Genomic DNA, 14,195 nt, shown 5'->3' with positions numbered 1-14,195 from the left:
CCACGTGTCCCTGGGCCGCTAGACGCCCAGGTACTGCCGCCGCGCCGCGGCGTCGCCTGCGAGCTGCGCCATCCCGGCGCTGTACACGATGCGGCCCTGCTCCAGCACGCAGGCGCGGTCGGCCACGGCCACGGCGAAGGGCAGGTTCTGTTCGCTCAGCAGGATGCCGATGCCCTGCGCCTTCAGCGCGCGGATGGTGCGCGCCATCTGCTGCACGATGACCGGCGCCACGCCCTCCGAGGGCTCGTCCAGCAGCACCAGCAGCGGCTGGCCCATGAGGGTGCGCGCCACGGTCAGCATCTGCTGCTCTCCGCCGCTCATGCGCCCGCCGGGGCGGTCGGGCATTTCGCCCAGGTTGGGGAACAGCGTGAACAGCCGCTCGGGCGTCCACAGCGGCGCGGGCGTGCCGTCCGGCCAGTGGCGCGGCTTCTGACGGCCCACTTCCAGGTTCTCCAGTACCGTGAGGTCGGTGAAGATGCGCCGGTCTTCGGGCACGTAGCCCAGGCCGCGCCGCGCGATGGCGTGCGGCGGCTGGCGGTCGATGCGCTGGCCCAGGAATTCGATGCGCCCGCTGCGCCGCTCCAGCAGGCCGGCAATGCCCTTGAGCGTGGTGGACTTGCCCGCGCCGTTGCGCCCCATCAGGGCCACCACCTCGCCGGGCCCCACGCTCAGCGATACGCCGTGCAGGATGTGGGCCGCGCCGTACCAGGCGTGCAGGTCCGTCACCTCCAGCAAGGGTGTTTTTGCTGCCAAAGCCTTGTCTGTCAACCGCGAGGCGCTATCGTTTTGATTATTCATGCCGACTCCAGCGCCAGCCCCGTGCCCAGGTAGGCGGCCTGCACCCGCGCGTCGTCCTGGATCTGCTGCGGCGTGCCTTCGGCCAGCAGCTGGCCGCGCACCAGCACGGCCACGCGGTCGGCCAGGCCGAAGACCACGTCCATGCTGTGCTCGGTGAACAGCACGCCCATGTGCCGCTCGCGCGCGATGCGCTGCACCAGCTGCATGAGCGCCAGGCGCTCGGCCGGTGCCATGCCGGCGGTGGGCTCGTCCATCAGCAGCAGCGCCGGGGCGTGCGCCAGCGCCATGGCCAGCTCCACGCGCTTGACGTCGCCGTAGGCCAGCGCGCTGCACGGGCGCTGCGCCTGGGCAGCCATGCCCACCTGCTCCAGCAGCGCCAGGGCATCGTGCGGACGGTGCGCGTCGGCACGGCGCCACCAGCGCCAGGCCTGCCGGTCGTGCGACAGCAGCGCCATCTGCACGTTCTGCAGCACGGTAAAGCTGGCGAAGGTCTGCGCGATCTGGAAGGTGCGGCCCACGCCGCGCCGCCAGACCGCGCGTGGCGCCAGGCCGGTGATGTCCTGCCCCTGCAGCAGCACGCGCCCCGCATCGGGCAGGAGCTGCCCGCCCACCAGGTTGAAGGTGGTGCTCTTGCCCGCGCCGTTGGGGCCGATCAGCGCCAGCAGCTCGCCGGCCTGCAGTGCGAACGACACGCCCTGCACGGCCTGCACGCCGCCGAAGGACTTGCGCAGCCCCTGGACCTGCAGCAGGCTCATGGCGCGCCCTCCTGCGCTTTGTTTTTGATAGCTGCTCGCGCTTGCCACATCTGCGCAAACCCCGAAATTCCTTGAGGAAACAGCAGCACCAGCAGCAGCATGATGCCGCCCAGCAGCGCGCGCCAGTAGTCAGTACTGCGCGCCACGGTGTCGTGCAGCCAGGTGAACACGCCCGCGCCCACCACCGGCCCGGCCAGCTGCTGCATGCCGCCCAGCAGCACCATCACCAGCCCGTCCACCGAGCGCGACACGCCCAGCGCATCGGGCGCCACGCTGCCTTTGGAAAACACGTACAGCGCCCCCGCCAGACCGGCCAGCAGCCCCGCCGCCACGAAGGCGGCCCACTGCACGCCGCGCACGTCGATGCCAATGGCGTCGGCCCGCAGCGCCGAGTCGCGCGCCGCGCGCAGCGCCCAGCCCAACGGCGCAAACAGCATGCGCCGCAGCAGGTAGATGCCCGCCACGGCCAGCGCCAGCACCAACCAATAGAAGCCCGCGCCCTGCGCGGCCCACTGCGGCGGCCACACGCCGGTGATGCCGTTGCTGCCGCCGGTGAACCCGTCCCACTGGTAGGCGATGGCCCAGGTGATCTGTGCGAACGCCAGCGTCAGCATGGTGAGCGACACGCCCGACAGGCGCACGCAGAACCAGCCGTACACCAGCGCACCAGCAGCCGCCACCAGCGGCCCCAGCAGCAGCGCCGTGCCCATGGGCCAGTCCAGCCAGCGCACCAGCAGCGCCGCGCCGTAGGCGCCCAGGCCGAAGTACGCCGCATGGCCAAACGAATGCAGCCCGCCCGGCCCCAGGATGCAATGCAGGCTGGCGGCGAACAGCGCGGCAATCGCGATGTCGGTCAACAGCACGGTGGCGTAGCTGCCCGGCTCCACCGCCAGCGGCAGCAGCGCCAGGGCCAGCACCAACGCGCACCAGGCGGCCGTGGCACCCTGCCCCGCCTGGCGCAGCGGCGCCTCGGGCGCGCCCACGCCACGCGCCACGGCCTGCGGGCGGCCCAGGAGGCCCCAGGGCCGCCAGATGAGCACGGCCGCCATCACCAGGAATTCCACCACGAGCGTGAGCTGGGGAAAGGCCACCTCCACCCCCGCGACCTCGACCACGCCCAGCCAGATGCACACGGCCTTGAGCTCGGCAATCACCAGCGCCGCCACGAAGGCGCCGGGCAGCGAGCCCATGCCGCCCACCACCACCACCACGAAGGCGGCGCCGATGGTGAGCATGTCCAGTTCCAGACTGGCAGGCTCGCGCGGCAGCTGCAGCGCGCCGCCCAGGCCTGCCAGCAGGGCCCCCAGCGCGAACACGCTGGTGAACAGCCAGGCCTGGTTCACGCCCAGCGCACCGACCATCTCACGGTCCTGCGTGGCGGCGCGCACCAGCGTGCCCCAGCGCGTGCGCGTGAGCAGCAGCGTGAGCAGCACCAGCACCAGCGGCCCCACGGCGATGAGGAACAGGTCGTAGGCCGGAAAGCGCCGGCCCAGCAGGTCCACCGCGCCCTCCAGGCCCGGCGCGCGCGGGCCGAACAGCTCCTCCGGCCCCCAGAGCCATAGCGCCGCGTCCTTGATCACCAGCACCAAGGCGAAGGTGGCCAGCAGCTGCAACAGTTCGGGGGCACGGTAGATGCGGCGCAGCAGCAGCACCTCCACCGCCGCGCCCAGCAGGCCCACGGCCAGCGGAGCCAACAGCAGCGCAGGCCAGAAGCCGAGGGCCTCGCCCAGACGCTCCACCAGGGCATAGGCCAGGTACAGGCCCAGCATGTAGAACGAGCCGTGCGCGAAGTTGACGATGCGCATCACCCCAAAGATCAGCGACAGCCCCGCCGCCACGAGGAACAACGTGGAAGCGCCCGCCAGGCCATTGAGCAGTTGGGCCAGCAGCCCCGAAACATCCATGTCAGTCGTCCAATGCCGCACAGGGCCACCGCAGCCCGCGCGGTTGAAGCCCGCAGCCATACCGCCCGGGTCGCCCCGCGGTAGCGGCCGCGCGGTCCCCCACGGGAAGGGCGCCGGCGCAGAGTCCGGCGGTCACTCGTCCTTGCGCAGCCGCTTCACCTCGGCGTCGCTGGGCTGGTACTTGGCGCCGTCGCGGTAGGTGAAGTCCACCATCACACCCTTGCCCATGCGCAGCGCGGTCTTGCCCACGTAGGCACCCATGGTGGACTGGTGGTCCTGCGTGCGGTAGGTGATGGGACCGAACGGCGTGGCCACCTGCAGGCCGCGGAAGGCGGTGATGAGTTTCTCGGTGTCGGCCGATCCGGCCTTGGCCAGCCCCGCCGCAACCGACTGGACGGCGTTGTAGCCCACCACCGAGCCCGCGCGCGGGTAGTCCTTGAAACGCTTCATGTAGGCGTCCAGAAAGGCCTTGTGCTCGGGGGTCTGGATGGCATACCAGGGGTAGCCGGTGACGATCCAGCCCTCGGGCGTCTCGCTCTTGAGCGTGTCCAGGTATTCCGGCTCGCCCGACAGCAGGCTCACCACGCTGCGGCCCGCGAACAGCCCGCGGGTGTTGCCCTCGCGCACGAATTTGGCGAGGTCGGCGGCGAACAGCACGTTGAAGATCGCATCGGGCTTGGCGTCTTCCAGCGCCTGCGCCACGCTGCCGGCGTCCACCTTGCCCAGCGGCGTGGCCTGCTCGGCAACGAACTCCACGTCCGGCTGCGCGGCCTTGAGCAGCTGCTTGAAGGTGGCCACGGCCGACTGGCCGTACTCGTAGTTGGGGTAGACGATGGCCCAGCGCTTTTTCTTCAGCGCCACGGCTTCGGGCACCAGCATGGCCACCTGCATGTAGGTGGAGGGGCGCAGGCGGAAGGTGTAGCGGTTGCCGTGCTCCCACACGATCTTGTCGGTGAGCGGTTCGGCCGCCAGGAAGAAGCGCTTCTTCTGCTGCGCGAAGTCGGTCAGCGCCAGGCCCACGTGCGACAGGAAGCTGCCCATGAGCACATCCACCTTCTCGCGCGCGATCAGTTCCTCGGCCGCGCGCACCGCGTCGCCGGGGGTGGCGTTGTCGTCGCGCGTGACCAGCCGCAGTTGCTTGCCCTGGATGCCGCCAGCCGCATTGATCTGCTCGACCGCCAGTTCCATGCCCTTCTTGTAGGGCTCCAGGAAGGCGGGCTGGGCCTTGTAGCTGTTGATCTCCCCGATCGTGTAGGCCCCCTGCGCATAGGCGCCACCGGCAAACAGCAGGACGAGCAGGGGGGTGAAGGGCTTGTGCATGGTCGAATCCTTTGCCACAGGTCAGCTTCCGGGCAACGCAACTGTACCGCTGCCACGAGTTTGCCCGACAATGTGCGGGTTTGCCCGCATGGCAGGGGGCAGCCAACGCCCGCACGCGATGCTTGACGGGTGCCGTGGACACAGCGCAAATGTCGGCTTATGCCGAGAGCGCATATCAAAGCCGCGACACTAACGCCACCGGCCCTGCCCCCACGGCTCCCGTTCGCCCTGTTTTCGTTCATTTTTCTGGCACCCATCCATGAGCGCATTTCACGAAGAGCGTGTACTGACCGTACACCACTGGACCGACCGCCTGTTCTCCTTCACCACCACGCGTGACCCGGCGCTGCGGTTCTCCAACGGCCACTTCACCATGATCGGCCTGAAGGTGGACGGCAAGCCGCTGCTGCGCGCCTACAGCATCGTCAGCGCCAACTACGAGGAGCACCTGGAGTTCCTCTCCATCAAGGTGCCCGACGGCCCGCTGACCTCGCGCCTGCAGCACATCCAGGTGGGCGACTCCATCATCGTGGGCAAGAAGCCCACGGGCACGCTGCTCATCGACTACCTTTTGCCCGCCAAGCGGCTGTACCTGATGTCCACGGGCACGGGCCTGGCGCCGTTCCTGAGCGTGATCCGCGACCCCGAGACGTACGAGAAGTTCGAGCAGGTGATCCTGATCCACGGCGTGCGCCAGGTGGCCGAGCTGGCCTACCACGACTACATCACCAAGGAACTGCCCCAGCACGAGTTCCTGGGCGAGCTGATCACCAAGCAGCTCAAGTACTACCCCACGGTCACGCGCGAGCCCTTCCGCAACCAGGGCCGCATCCCCGACCTGATCGATAGCGGCAAGCTGGCCGCCGACCTGGGCCTGCCCGAGCTCAACCCGCTGGAAGACCGCGTGATGCTCTGCGGCAGCCCGGAGATGCTGGCCTCGCTCAAGGAACTGCTGGAAAAGCGCGACTTCGAGGAAGGCAACACCACGCGCCCCGGCGACTTCGTGATCGAGCGCGCCTTCGTGGAGAAGTGACGCACGCGGCCCTCGCCGCGTCGATTTGCTATCAAAATAGGAGCTATTGGCGCTTACCCACAGGCGATCCAACGCCAATCCCCCCTCAAAACGGCCTGCCCGCAAGCGCAGGCCGCTTTTATTTTCGTAGCACCTGGGTAGCCACTCTCGTCAAGCGCAGGCCCCTGCGCTCAATAGCCCCGGTCCACTACGCGCACCGGCTCCACGCCCGCGCGGTCGGCATCGGCCCCAGTGTCCACGCGCAGGCTCTTGCCCTGCACGCGCACGGCCGTGCCCTCGGCCAGCGGCTGGGCGCGCGTGAAACTGCGCACCGAACCGTCATCCATGCGCACGCGCATCTGGTAGACCGTGGTGGTACGGGCGCGCTGCTCCACCTTGTGGCCCACGTAGCCGCCGCCCACGGCGCCCAGCACCGTGGCCGCGGTGCGGCCCGACCCCTTGCCGATCTGGTTGCCCAGCACGCCCCCCAGCACACCGCCGGCCACCGCGCCCACGCCCGTGGCCGGCGCGGCCTGCTCGACAGCGCGCACCGACTCCACCCGCCCGCAGGTGGCACACACCGGCGCCGCACTGCGCTGCGCCACGGCCCGCTGCAGCGGTTCGCCGCGCTGGGTTGGCACTGGCGAGGGCGATGCGCCCGGCTGTGGATAGCCCTGTGCATACGTCTGTGGGTCGTCCTGTGGATACGCCTGTGGAGAAGGCGGCGCTGCTGCGCGCCGGGCTGTGGGATTTGCTCCTGAATCGAGAGCTGCCATCGCTTGCTGAGACTGGGCTGGAGGCGCTTTTTCATTCAACACTTCCGCCTCGGGCGTGCGCGGCGCAGTGGCTGCCAGCGTGGCAGCCGGTCCGCCGGCCGCGGAGTCGCCAGCAGGCGGACCGCCGCGCAGGTTCTGCGCCAGCAGCGTGCCGCCCAGGGCCAGCACACTCACGCCCAGCACGCCCACGGCGGCCCACAGCCATTTGAGCGAAGCCGCGGACGGGGCCGCGGCAGGGGAAGCAGAGGTGGAATGCATGTGCTCGTTCGGTTGCCAGAGGAAAAGCCGCGGGCTGCGCATGCAGCCGCCACGGCACCGGCGCCAAGGCTAAGGATGCTCTGCACGAATCCGTCTGCGATGTGCTTTACCATGCCTGAAGCCCAGACAATACAAGCATGAAGCAAAGCAGCCTGGGCCTGAGCAACACCACCAAGCGGACACGCAAGCGCGAATTCCTTGATGCGATGGAACTGGTGGTGCCCTGGGCGGAACTGGTGTCGCTGATAGAGCCCTACGCTCCCGAGAGCGGGCGCCGGGGTCAGCAGCCGTTTGCGGTGCAGACGATGCTGCGCATCCACTTCATGCAGCAGTGGTTCAAGCTCAGCGACCCGGCGATGGAAGAGGCCCTGCACGACGTACCCGCATTCCGTGACTTCGCGGGCCTGTCCCACTGGGACGAACACATCCCCAGCGAGTCGAGCATCCTGCGCTTTCGTCACCTGCTGGAGCGCCACAAGTTGGCCGATCAGATCCTGGCCACGGTCAATGCACTGCTGCAGGCCAAGGGACTGCAACTGAAGGCCGGCACCGTGGTAGATGCCACGCTGATTGCCGCGCCCAGTTCCACCAAGAACCAAAGCGGCGAGCGCGACCCCGAGATGCACCAAAGCAAGAAGGGCAACCAGTGGTACTTCGGCATGAAGGCGCACATTGGGGTGGATGCGGACTCGGGCCTGGTACACACGGTGCGGGGCACCAGCGGCAACGTGAGCGATGTGGTTGAAGCCAACAGCCTGCTGCACGGGCAGGAGACAGACGCCTTCGGCGATGCGGGCTATCAGGGAGTAGACAAACGCAGCGACGCCAAGAAGGAGGTGCGCACCGACAAGCGAGCATCGATCGCCCCGTCGGAAATTGCGATGCGCAGACTGCCTCGCAAACCTGCTGCCACGGCGTGGGCGCTTTCGCGTGCCTGTTCGAGCACGGTGAACAATCTGCGGATATCTTGAAGAAAGACAACACCCGCCGACGTCAGCACGGTTCCACGGCGGTTCCGGTCGAACAGCACGACCCCTAGCTCGTCCTCCAGTTCTTTGATGGCACGGGACAAGGGGGGCTGTTCGATGTGCAGGCGCTCGGCGGCGCGCGTGAAATGCAACTCTTCAGCCAGGGCCATGAAATAGCGCAGATGTCGTAATTCCATGGTCTCAGCCCCCCCATGCCGACCGGCAGTCGTGTGCTACGCCCGTATGTAGATCCATCCCGCTTGCTGCATGCGCGCCATCTCGATGACGGCGGGCCCGTCCAGTACTTCGAGCGGCTCTCTGTTGTCCCTGCCGATCCGCGAAAGTGTGTTGGGACATACCCAGGTGAGCGCGTCGAGGTCGGAAGGTGCCGTGTCCAGGGCGGCAGCGACGGCTTGCGCGTTTGCAACGATGCGCACATCGGCATCGGGCGCCGCGCGCTTAAGATTGCTTGCATTGTTTCGCGCACGCTCAAAGGCTTCTGCCGTCGGTGCGTGGATGATCACTTTCAATGTAGGGCGTTGGGTGTCTTGGGTCATGGTCGCTCGGCTGTAGCCGTCAGAAAGGTCGTTCACGGGCGCATCTGCAGGGATGCGGATTTCAAGGCGCTTTGCAGCATCTCCTCGATGGAGGGGTGGTAGTACGGCATGGCCAGCAGATCGTTGACCGTCTGCTTTGCCTCGATCGCCCAGGCGATCAGGTGCGCCAGATGCTCGCCTTGCGTCAGGAGCATGCTGGCACCGAGCAAGACGCCTGAGCCGGGGTCGGCATAGATGCGCAGCAGGTTTTCCGGGGCTCCCAGGATCTTGGAGCGCCCGTTGCCGCTGCCTTCCGCAGTGCCGACGACCGCGCCTTCCTGCATCGCGGCCCCATGGGTCATGCCGACTGCGCACGCATCCGGGTCGGTGAACAGGATCGTGATCGGCACGCGCCGCGATGCCCCTGGCCAGCTTTCCCCGCGCAAGCTCGACAACGCGGCCTGCGCCGCCATCTGGCCCTCGTCTGCGGCCTCGTGCATCAGAGGGCGATCCGGCTGCACATCGCCTGCGAAGAAAATCGGCACCTGGGAGGACCCGGGGGCCTGCATGGTCGCGGGGTCGATGCTCGGTCGGCCAGCCTGATCCAGGGAGATGCCGGCCGCGGCGAGGTCGAGCGCCTCGGTATTGGGCTGTCGTCCCGTCACGACGAGAAGCCGATCCACCAGGGCGTCGCGCTCGCCGGCGCGCATGCGTACCTGGTCGCCCTCAAGGCTGACTTCGACGGCGGCGCCCAGCCACATCGGCAATTCGGTCTCGAACCTGGCGATCGCTCGCTTCAGGACATCGGGGTCTTGGATACCGCCGATGGCGTCTTTCTGGTCTGCCGCGACCACCTGCACATCCAGCCGAGACAGGGCCAAGCCGAGTTCCAGCCCGATGGCGCCCAGCCCCAGGATCCCCATCCGGGTCGGCAGGACTTCCAGGTCGAACAGGGTATCGGTGGTCAGAACGCGGGAGGCGACACCTTCGAGCGCTTTGGGAACCACCGGGCGGGAGCCCGTCGCCACGATGAAGGCGCCGGCCTCGATCCGTTGTTCGCCCGCCTGCAGGATACCCGGCGCGACGAAGCGCGCTTCGGCCATGATCAGGCTCTCGCCGGCCGCCTTGCGCGTGCGCTCTGCGGCGGCGCCGGCCAGCGCATCCCTGGTCTGGCGGGCGTGGGACCACAAGGCCTGCGGCCCTTGGGTCGACGGCGTGGCGCTCGCCGCGAGTGCCTTGGCAACCTTCCAGTGCATGCCGGCATGCAGGGCTGCCTTCGAGGGCATGCATCCTACGCGCGCGCAGGTCGTCCCCAATGGCCCCCGATCGATCAGAACCACCTGTTTGCCTGCCGCCTTCAGCGCGTGGAATGCGGTGCTGCCAGCGGTTCCCGCACCAATGATGGCGATATCTGCTTTCCTTGTCTGCATTGAATATTCCCGTCCACATCAATTAATCGAACATCGGACCTCTAGCCAACATTGCGCATGAGCATGAGGGCCGCCACGGCTACGCAGGTGATCGAGAACACCCGCTGGAGCATCTTTGAGGGAATCCTGCGTGCCAGAACGCGGCCAATTGACATGCCCACGAGCGCCGTGAGAACGAATGTCCAGGCAGGTGCGGTGAGCGTCAGGCCGTGACTCCACGCGATGAACACGGTCACCGCGGACAGCAGCGCGATCACCATGAGCGAGGTCGCGACGATGCTGTGCATGCGCAGCTCGCTGAAATGCGCCAGAGCCGGGACGATGATGAATCCGCCGCCGACCCCCAGCATGCCCGTGGCCAAACCGGAGACGACGCCGATGCTTCCCAGCGTGGTCGCGGTTCGCACGTTCCAGACGAAGCGGCCGGTGTCCTTGGAGATCTTGCAGACCCGGCCCTGCTCGTCAGCCGAATCGCCCTGCGGCTGGTTGCCACGGGATGACATGAACATACGGTAAGCCACCACGAGCATGATGGCGACGAAGATCAGGTTCAGCCATCGAGGCGAAAGCCAGTGGGCGAGCTGCACGCCCAGCGGAGCCGTCACGGTACCGGCAGCCGCCAGCATCATCGCTGCCTTGTACCGAACAACGCCCTGGCGCAAGCCCTGCGCAGCCCCGAGGGTCGCCGCAGCGCCCACGGCGAGCAGCGCCACGGGCGCGGCCTGACGGATGTCCATGCCCAGGCCGAACACCAACGCCGGTACGGCGAAGATGCCGCCGCCGGCCCCAGTCAATCCCAGCACGGCTCCGATGATGAGGCCCAGCACTCCACCCGTCAGCGAGAGCATGGTGAATGATCCTTTGTGCAATTTCCGCTGAACAGCCTGGGATGCGGTCTGAGAGAAGTGGCCATCAGGTTCGGCGCCTCGGCGGCTGGTTCAGCGCGGTCCCAGCACTTCACCCAGTTGCGCCCCTCGCGGCATGCCGTTGTATTTCTTGAGGACCCCGTTGGGGCCGCGCACGACGATGCCGGGCGTCCCCCGGAAGCCGGTGCTCGCCATGAGTGCCAGGTTGTCATCGAGGATCTTGCGCACATCGGCAGGCACGCTCTTGGCTGGCGTAATCCCGCCTTGGCCGAACTGCCGTTCGTTCCTCAACAATGCCGCGCTCCGGTCAGGCGCGCCAAGGATGGCCGCGGCTTTGGCCGGGCTGTCATCCTTGATGATCCCCACCAGAATGTGCCGCAATTGGACCTTGCCGGAATCCACCCAAGGGCGTGCAGCTTCCCAAAAGGCGTTGCAATAGGGGCAGTTGGCATCGCTGAAGGTGTAGATGACGCGCGGCGCATCTGCCTTGCCGTCCAGCACCCAGGTAGACGACTGGAGCTGCGACCATTCCTTGTCGCTGATCGGTTTGGCGGCCAGCTTTTCGAGGTCCGCTTCGTCCATCGGCTCGCCCTTGGAGTTCAGGCGAGTTCCCACGATGGCATTGCCATCGCTCGTGATGTACACGGCAATGGGCCGGTCACCCGCGACGGCGGCGAAGGCGCGCAGACCGCCGCCGACCTTGAATTCCTGCGTGACGGTCAGGCCCTGGCCCTCCAGCGCCTTGAGGACGGCCGGCTTGTCCGCCGTCTCTGCCTTGCTGCAGCCGGTGACCGCCATGAAGCTGGCGGCCAAGAGGAACGAAATGTGCGAGCGTTGTGCAAACATGATTACTCCTTGTCTGTCTTGATCTGTTGGGCTGGCGCGAATCGGCGCGACACCGTGTGTTTGAGGCTTGCCATCGTGAGTTCGCCCAGATGGGTATCCACCAGGCGTCCTTGTTCATCGAAGAACAAGGTGGTGGGCAGGCCTCGCGAGGCGACGGCCTGCATGGTCTGGGAAGCGGGGTCGAGCAGCACATCCTTGAGCTGCAGGCGTTCGCTTTCAAGAAAGGCGCGGGCCTGCTGGGCGCTTTCTCCCTGGTTGACCATGACGAAGGCGATACCGGGATACTGCGCTTGCGCCTGCTCGAACACCGGCATCTCGCGACGGCATGGTGGACACCACGACGCCCAGAGGTTGAGCACGACGGGCCGCCCAGCATAGGAATTGAGGACGACAGGCCGTTCATCGAGCGTTGCGAGCGTCAAGGCCGGCAATGGCGGCGCCGAGCGCTGAAGCAAAGCCAGCACGCCACCGGCCGCAAACCAGGCCAAGAGTCCAGCCGCAACTCCCGCCAGCACAGGCCGGCGCAATGCCTGAACCGCACGGGTGCGCCACCAGATGAGCGTCACCGCTGCCAGGACACCGACCCACCACAAAAAGCCTTGATCGCCAATGGAAATCATGGACATCGGCGACTGCACGTACTCTTCCCACCACTGCGCGATGTAGCCGAGGCGAGCTGCCACAAGCCCCACAAAAACGGCGTCCAGCAGCATGCCACCGGCCGCCTTGTACGGAGAGTCGGGCAACCGCTTGGCCACCATGCGCGCCACGGCCCAGGCCAGCAGGATGGCCAAGAAGACGGCAACCACCTGAACGGAGAATGGACCGATGCTGATCATCAGGAACCAGCCTTGTCCAAGCGCTCCAAGAAGGCGCTGGCATCGATCTCGCCGACGACGCGCAGATCGCGCCGTTCCTTGCCATCCGGACCGACCAGAATGAGAGTAGGCGGTCCCATGACACCCCAATGCTTGAGCAAGGTCTGGTCGGTCGCATCATTGCGCGTCACGTCCGGTCGCACGACCTGCATCCGGGCCAGTCGGGACGCGACGGCCGGGTCGCCGAATACGTTGCGTTCGATCACATGACAACTGACGCACCAGTCGGCGTAGAAATCGATCAGAGTCCATTGACCGCGTGAGGCGGCCTGTACCAGATGCGCATTGACGTCCTCGACCGATTTGGCCTGCAGGTAAGCGACGCCGCCTGTCGCCGGTGCTGCCGACGCCGAATCCCCGCGCAGGTGTGCCAGCGGCTGCAATGCCGATTCGCCGCCAGAGGCCGCGCCGACCAGCATCAGGATGGACCACAAGCCGGCGAAGACAGCGCCGGACCGCAGCGTCCATGCCAGCCGATGCTTTGCTGCCACGGCCTGGCCCCAAGCGATCAGTCCAATCGCCACCGACAAGACCCACGCGCCCCACAGAACCAGGCTGACCGTGCCAGGCAGGAAGCGCGTCAGCATCATCACGGCCATGCCCACCATGACGTAGCCGAATGCCACGCGCACGCGGTCCATCCACGCGCCAGGCCGCGGCAGGACCCGGGCACCGAACACGGCGATGGCCAGCAGGGGCAGTCCCATGCCCAAACCCAGCGCGAACAAGGCCATGCCGCCGTAGACCGCGCTGCCGGTCTGCCCGATGTACAGCAATGCGCCCGCCAATGGAGCGGTCATGCAAGGCCCGACCAGAAGCGCCGAGAGGAAGCCCAGCGCCGCCGCGCCGGGGAGGCTCCCGCCCGAGCGCTCTCTGCCAGCGGATTCGACCCGATTGATCAGCGCCGAGGGCATCTGCAGCTCGAACAGACCGAACAAGGAACTCGCCAGGACCAGGAACAAGGCTGCAAACGCTCCGAGCAGCCAAGGCGATTGCAGTGTGGCCTGCAGATTGGCCCCGGCCAGGCCAGCGGCCACACCTACCGCGGCGTAGGTGCCCGCCATCGCCAAGACATAGGACAGGGAGAGGAAGAAAGCCCGTCGCGGCCTGGCCTGGCTGCCGACCACCATGGTGGAGATGATGGGGATCATCGGGAGCGAGCATGGCGTGAAAGCCAGCAGCAACCCGAAGCCGAAGAACAGCAGTGTCCCCCACACGGGCCCCAGCGCTGCAAGCCGCTGTGCTGCGGCTTGATCCTCCGCCACCTCGGTCGGCCCACCCTGGCTGCCTGCGTGGGTGGCGGCCACGGCCGAACTCCCCTGGACGGAATCATTGCCGGCCGGGGAGGTACCGGCCACCACAGCCGGCAGTGCCACGTTCATGGTCTGCGGCGGATAGCAGATCCCTGCTTCCGCGCAGCCCTGCCAGTGGAGCGTCAGCGGGCCGGGGGCAGTGGCAGGAAAGCGCAGCTTGAGCGCCTCGCCCGTGTAGATTTCCGTGTCGCCAAAGAATTCGTCGTGTTTGGCCGTTCCTGCCGGAAGGCTCAAGCTGACCTCATGGCCCTGGGCATCGACCAACTTGAGGGCATGGCGATAGACGTAGTAGCCATCGGCAATGTGCCCAGCGGCCGAGAACGAATCGCCCTGCTGCTGCGCAGGGTCCAGCTTGAGAACTTCGGCAACGTCCAGAAATTGCCGTTCACTGCTGCCCCAGGAGGAAAAAAGGCCATTCGCCCACGCGCTGCCGACCGCACAACAACACAGGAGAAAGATCGCTACGACGCGCCGATGAAAAGCCAAATCCGAATCCTCCAAGCAAAGCTGCCTGGATCATGCGATGACCCGATTA

Annotated in this window: 12 protein-coding genes and 2 pseudogenes; 2 read left to right on the top strand and 12 right to left on the bottom strand. The window is 67.1% G+C overall.

Annotated features, from left to right (window positions below):
• Nucleotides 1-18 precede the first annotated feature (18 nt).
• From K2L43_RS00990 to K2L43_RS00975, 4 genes are all read right to left on the bottom strand, one after another.
• Nucleotides 19-798, bottom strand: a complete 780-nt coding sequence (locus tag K2L43_RS00990; protein WP_220638320.1) for an ABC transporter ATP-binding protein — start codon at nucleotides 796-798, stop codon at nucleotides 19-21.
• Complete coding sequence (locus K2L43_RS00985; protein WP_220638319.1) at nucleotides 795-1,553, bottom strand: ABC transporter ATP-binding protein; 759 nt, start codon at nucleotides 1,551-1,553, stop codon at nucleotides 795-797. The genes K2L43_RS00990 and K2L43_RS00985 overlap by 4 nt, the downstream gene beginning before the upstream one ends.
• On the bottom strand, nucleotides 1,550-3,457 hold the full coding sequence (locus K2L43_RS00980; RefSeq protein WP_220638318.1) for an ABC transporter permease: 1,908 nt from the start codon (nucleotides 3,455-3,457) through the stop codon (nucleotides 1,550-1,552). Before K2L43_RS00980 ends, K2L43_RS00985 begins: the two co-directional genes overlap by 4 nt.
• 132 nt (nucleotides 3,458-3,589) lie before the next feature.
• Nucleotides 3,590-4,777, bottom strand: a complete 1,188-nt coding sequence (locus K2L43_RS00975; protein ID WP_220638317.1) for an ABC transporter substrate-binding protein — start codon at nucleotides 4,775-4,777, stop codon at nucleotides 3,590-3,592.
• Between the two features lie 259 nt (nucleotides 4,778-5,036).
• Here K2L43_RS00975 and K2L43_RS00970 point away from each other — a divergent pair, with 259 nt between their 5' ends.
• The gene (locus K2L43_RS00970) at nucleotides 5,037-5,810 is read left to right on the top strand and encodes a ferredoxin--NADP reductase (RefSeq protein WP_088887909.1); all 774 of its coding nucleotides are present in this window, start codon (nucleotides 5,037-5,039) and stop codon (nucleotides 5,808-5,810) included.
• Between the two features lie 170 nt (nucleotides 5,811-5,980).
• Here the strand turns inward: K2L43_RS00970 and K2L43_RS00965 are convergent, their stop codons facing one another.
• Nucleotides 5,981-6,823 (bottom strand): glycine zipper 2TM domain-containing protein, encoded by an 843-nt coding sequence (locus K2L43_RS00965; RefSeq protein ID WP_255580506.1) that lies wholly within the window; start codon nucleotides 6,821-6,823, stop codon nucleotides 5,981-5,983.
• A gap of 137 nt (nucleotides 6,824-6,960) precedes the next feature.
• On the opposite strand from K2L43_RS00965, the pseudogene K2L43_RS00960 reads away from it, so the two are divergent.
• Nucleotides 6,961-7,662 (top strand): annotated as a pseudogene (locus K2L43_RS00960) (IS5 family transposase); the annotation flags it as partial.
• Here the strand turns inward: K2L43_RS00960 and K2L43_RS19160 are convergent.
• The 7 genes and pseudogenes from K2L43_RS19160 to dsbD form a co-directional block, all read right to left on the bottom strand.
• Nucleotides 7,626-7,988: pseudogene (locus K2L43_RS19160) on the bottom strand (LysR family transcriptional regulator); the annotation flags it as partial. The pseudogenes K2L43_RS00960 and K2L43_RS19160 overlap by 37 nt on opposite strands.
• A gap of 36 nt (nucleotides 7,989-8,024) precedes the next feature.
• Nucleotides 8,025-8,348, bottom strand: a complete 324-nt coding sequence (locus K2L43_RS00950) for a hypothetical protein (protein ID WP_108240888.1) — start codon at nucleotides 8,346-8,348, stop codon at nucleotides 8,025-8,027.
• A 32-nt stretch (nucleotides 8,349-8,380) separates the two neighbouring features.
• The gene (locus K2L43_RS00945) at nucleotides 8,381-9,757 is read right to left on the bottom strand and encodes a dihydrolipoyl dehydrogenase (protein ID WP_108240889.1); all 1,377 of its coding nucleotides are present in this window, start codon (nucleotides 9,755-9,757) and stop codon (nucleotides 8,381-8,383) included.
• A gap of 41 nt (nucleotides 9,758-9,798) precedes the next feature.
• Nucleotides 9,799-10,605, bottom strand: coding sequence for a sulfite exporter TauE/SafE family protein (locus K2L43_RS00940; protein WP_020204475.1), 807 nt, complete (start codon nucleotides 10,603-10,605; stop codon nucleotides 9,799-9,801).
• Nucleotides 10,606-10,695: 90 nt separating this feature from the next.
• Complete coding sequence (gene dsbG / locus K2L43_RS00935) at nucleotides 10,696-11,469, bottom strand: thiol:disulfide interchange protein DsbG (RefSeq protein WP_108240890.1); 774 nt, start codon at nucleotides 11,467-11,469, stop codon at nucleotides 10,696-10,698.
• Nucleotides 11,470-11,471: 2 nt separating this feature from the next.
• Nucleotides 11,472-12,308: a TlpA disulfide reductase family protein gene (locus tag K2L43_RS00930; RefSeq protein ID WP_108240891.1), complete on the bottom strand. Its 837-nt coding sequence runs from the start codon at nucleotides 12,306-12,308 to the stop codon at nucleotides 11,472-11,474.
• A complete protein-coding gene (dsbD, locus tag K2L43_RS00925) occupies nucleotides 12,308-14,161 on the bottom strand; it encodes a protein-disulfide reductase DsbD (protein WP_255580505.1) in 1,854 nt (617 codons plus the stop codon). The genes K2L43_RS00930 and dsbD overlap by 1 nt, the downstream gene beginning before the upstream one ends.
• Nucleotides 14,162-14,195: the final 34 nt, after the last annotated feature.

This window comes from Diaphorobacter sp. MNS-0 (genome assembly GCF_019602835.1).
Lineage (GTDB): Bacteria > Pseudomonadota > Gammaproteobacteria > Burkholderiales > Burkholderiaceae_C > Diaphorobacter > Diaphorobacter nitroreducens.
Note: the sequence above shows the minus strand (reverse complement) of the source record. Positions and strands in the feature narration are given on the sequence as shown.

Coding starts and splice junctions, on each gene's coding strand:
- K2L43_RS00990 (WP_220638320.1), bottom strand. CDS start 798: ATGAATAATCAAAACGATAGCGCCTCGCGGTTGACAGACAAGGCTTTG.
- K2L43_RS00985 (WP_220638319.1), bottom strand. CDS start 1,553: ATGAGCCTGCTGCAGGTCCAGGGGCTGCGCAAGTCCTTCGGCGGCGTG.
- K2L43_RS00980 (WP_220638318.1), bottom strand. CDS start 3,457: ATGGATGTTTCGGGGCTGCTGGCCCAACTGCTCAATGGCCTGGCGGGC.
- K2L43_RS00975 (WP_220638317.1), bottom strand. CDS start 4,777: ATGCACAAGCCCTTCACCCCCCTGCTCGTCCTGCTGTTTGCCGGTGGC.
- K2L43_RS00970 (WP_088887909.1), top strand. CDS start 5,037: ATGAGCGCATTTCACGAAGAGCGTGTACTGACCGTACACCACTGGACC.
- K2L43_RS00965 (WP_255580506.1), bottom strand. CDS start 6,823: ATGCATTCCACCTCTGCTTCCCCTGCCGCGGCCCCGTCCGCGGCTTCG.
- K2L43_RS00950 (WP_108240888.1), bottom strand. CDS start 8,348: ATGACCCAAGACACCCAACGCCCTACATTGAAAGTGATCATCCACGCA.
- K2L43_RS00945 (WP_108240889.1), bottom strand. CDS start 9,757: ATGCAGACAAGGAAAGCAGATATCGCCATCATTGGTGCGGGAACCGCT.
- K2L43_RS00940 (WP_020204475.1), bottom strand. CDS start 10,605: ATGCTCTCGCTGACGGGTGGAGTGCTGGGCCTCATCATCGGAGCCGTG.
- dsbG (WP_108240890.1), bottom strand. CDS start 11,469: ATGTTTGCACAACGCTCGCACATTTCGTTCCTCTTGGCCGCCAGCTTC.
- K2L43_RS00930 (WP_108240891.1), bottom strand. CDS start 12,308: ATGATCAGCATCGGTCCATTCTCCGTTCAGGTGGTTGCCGTCTTCTTG.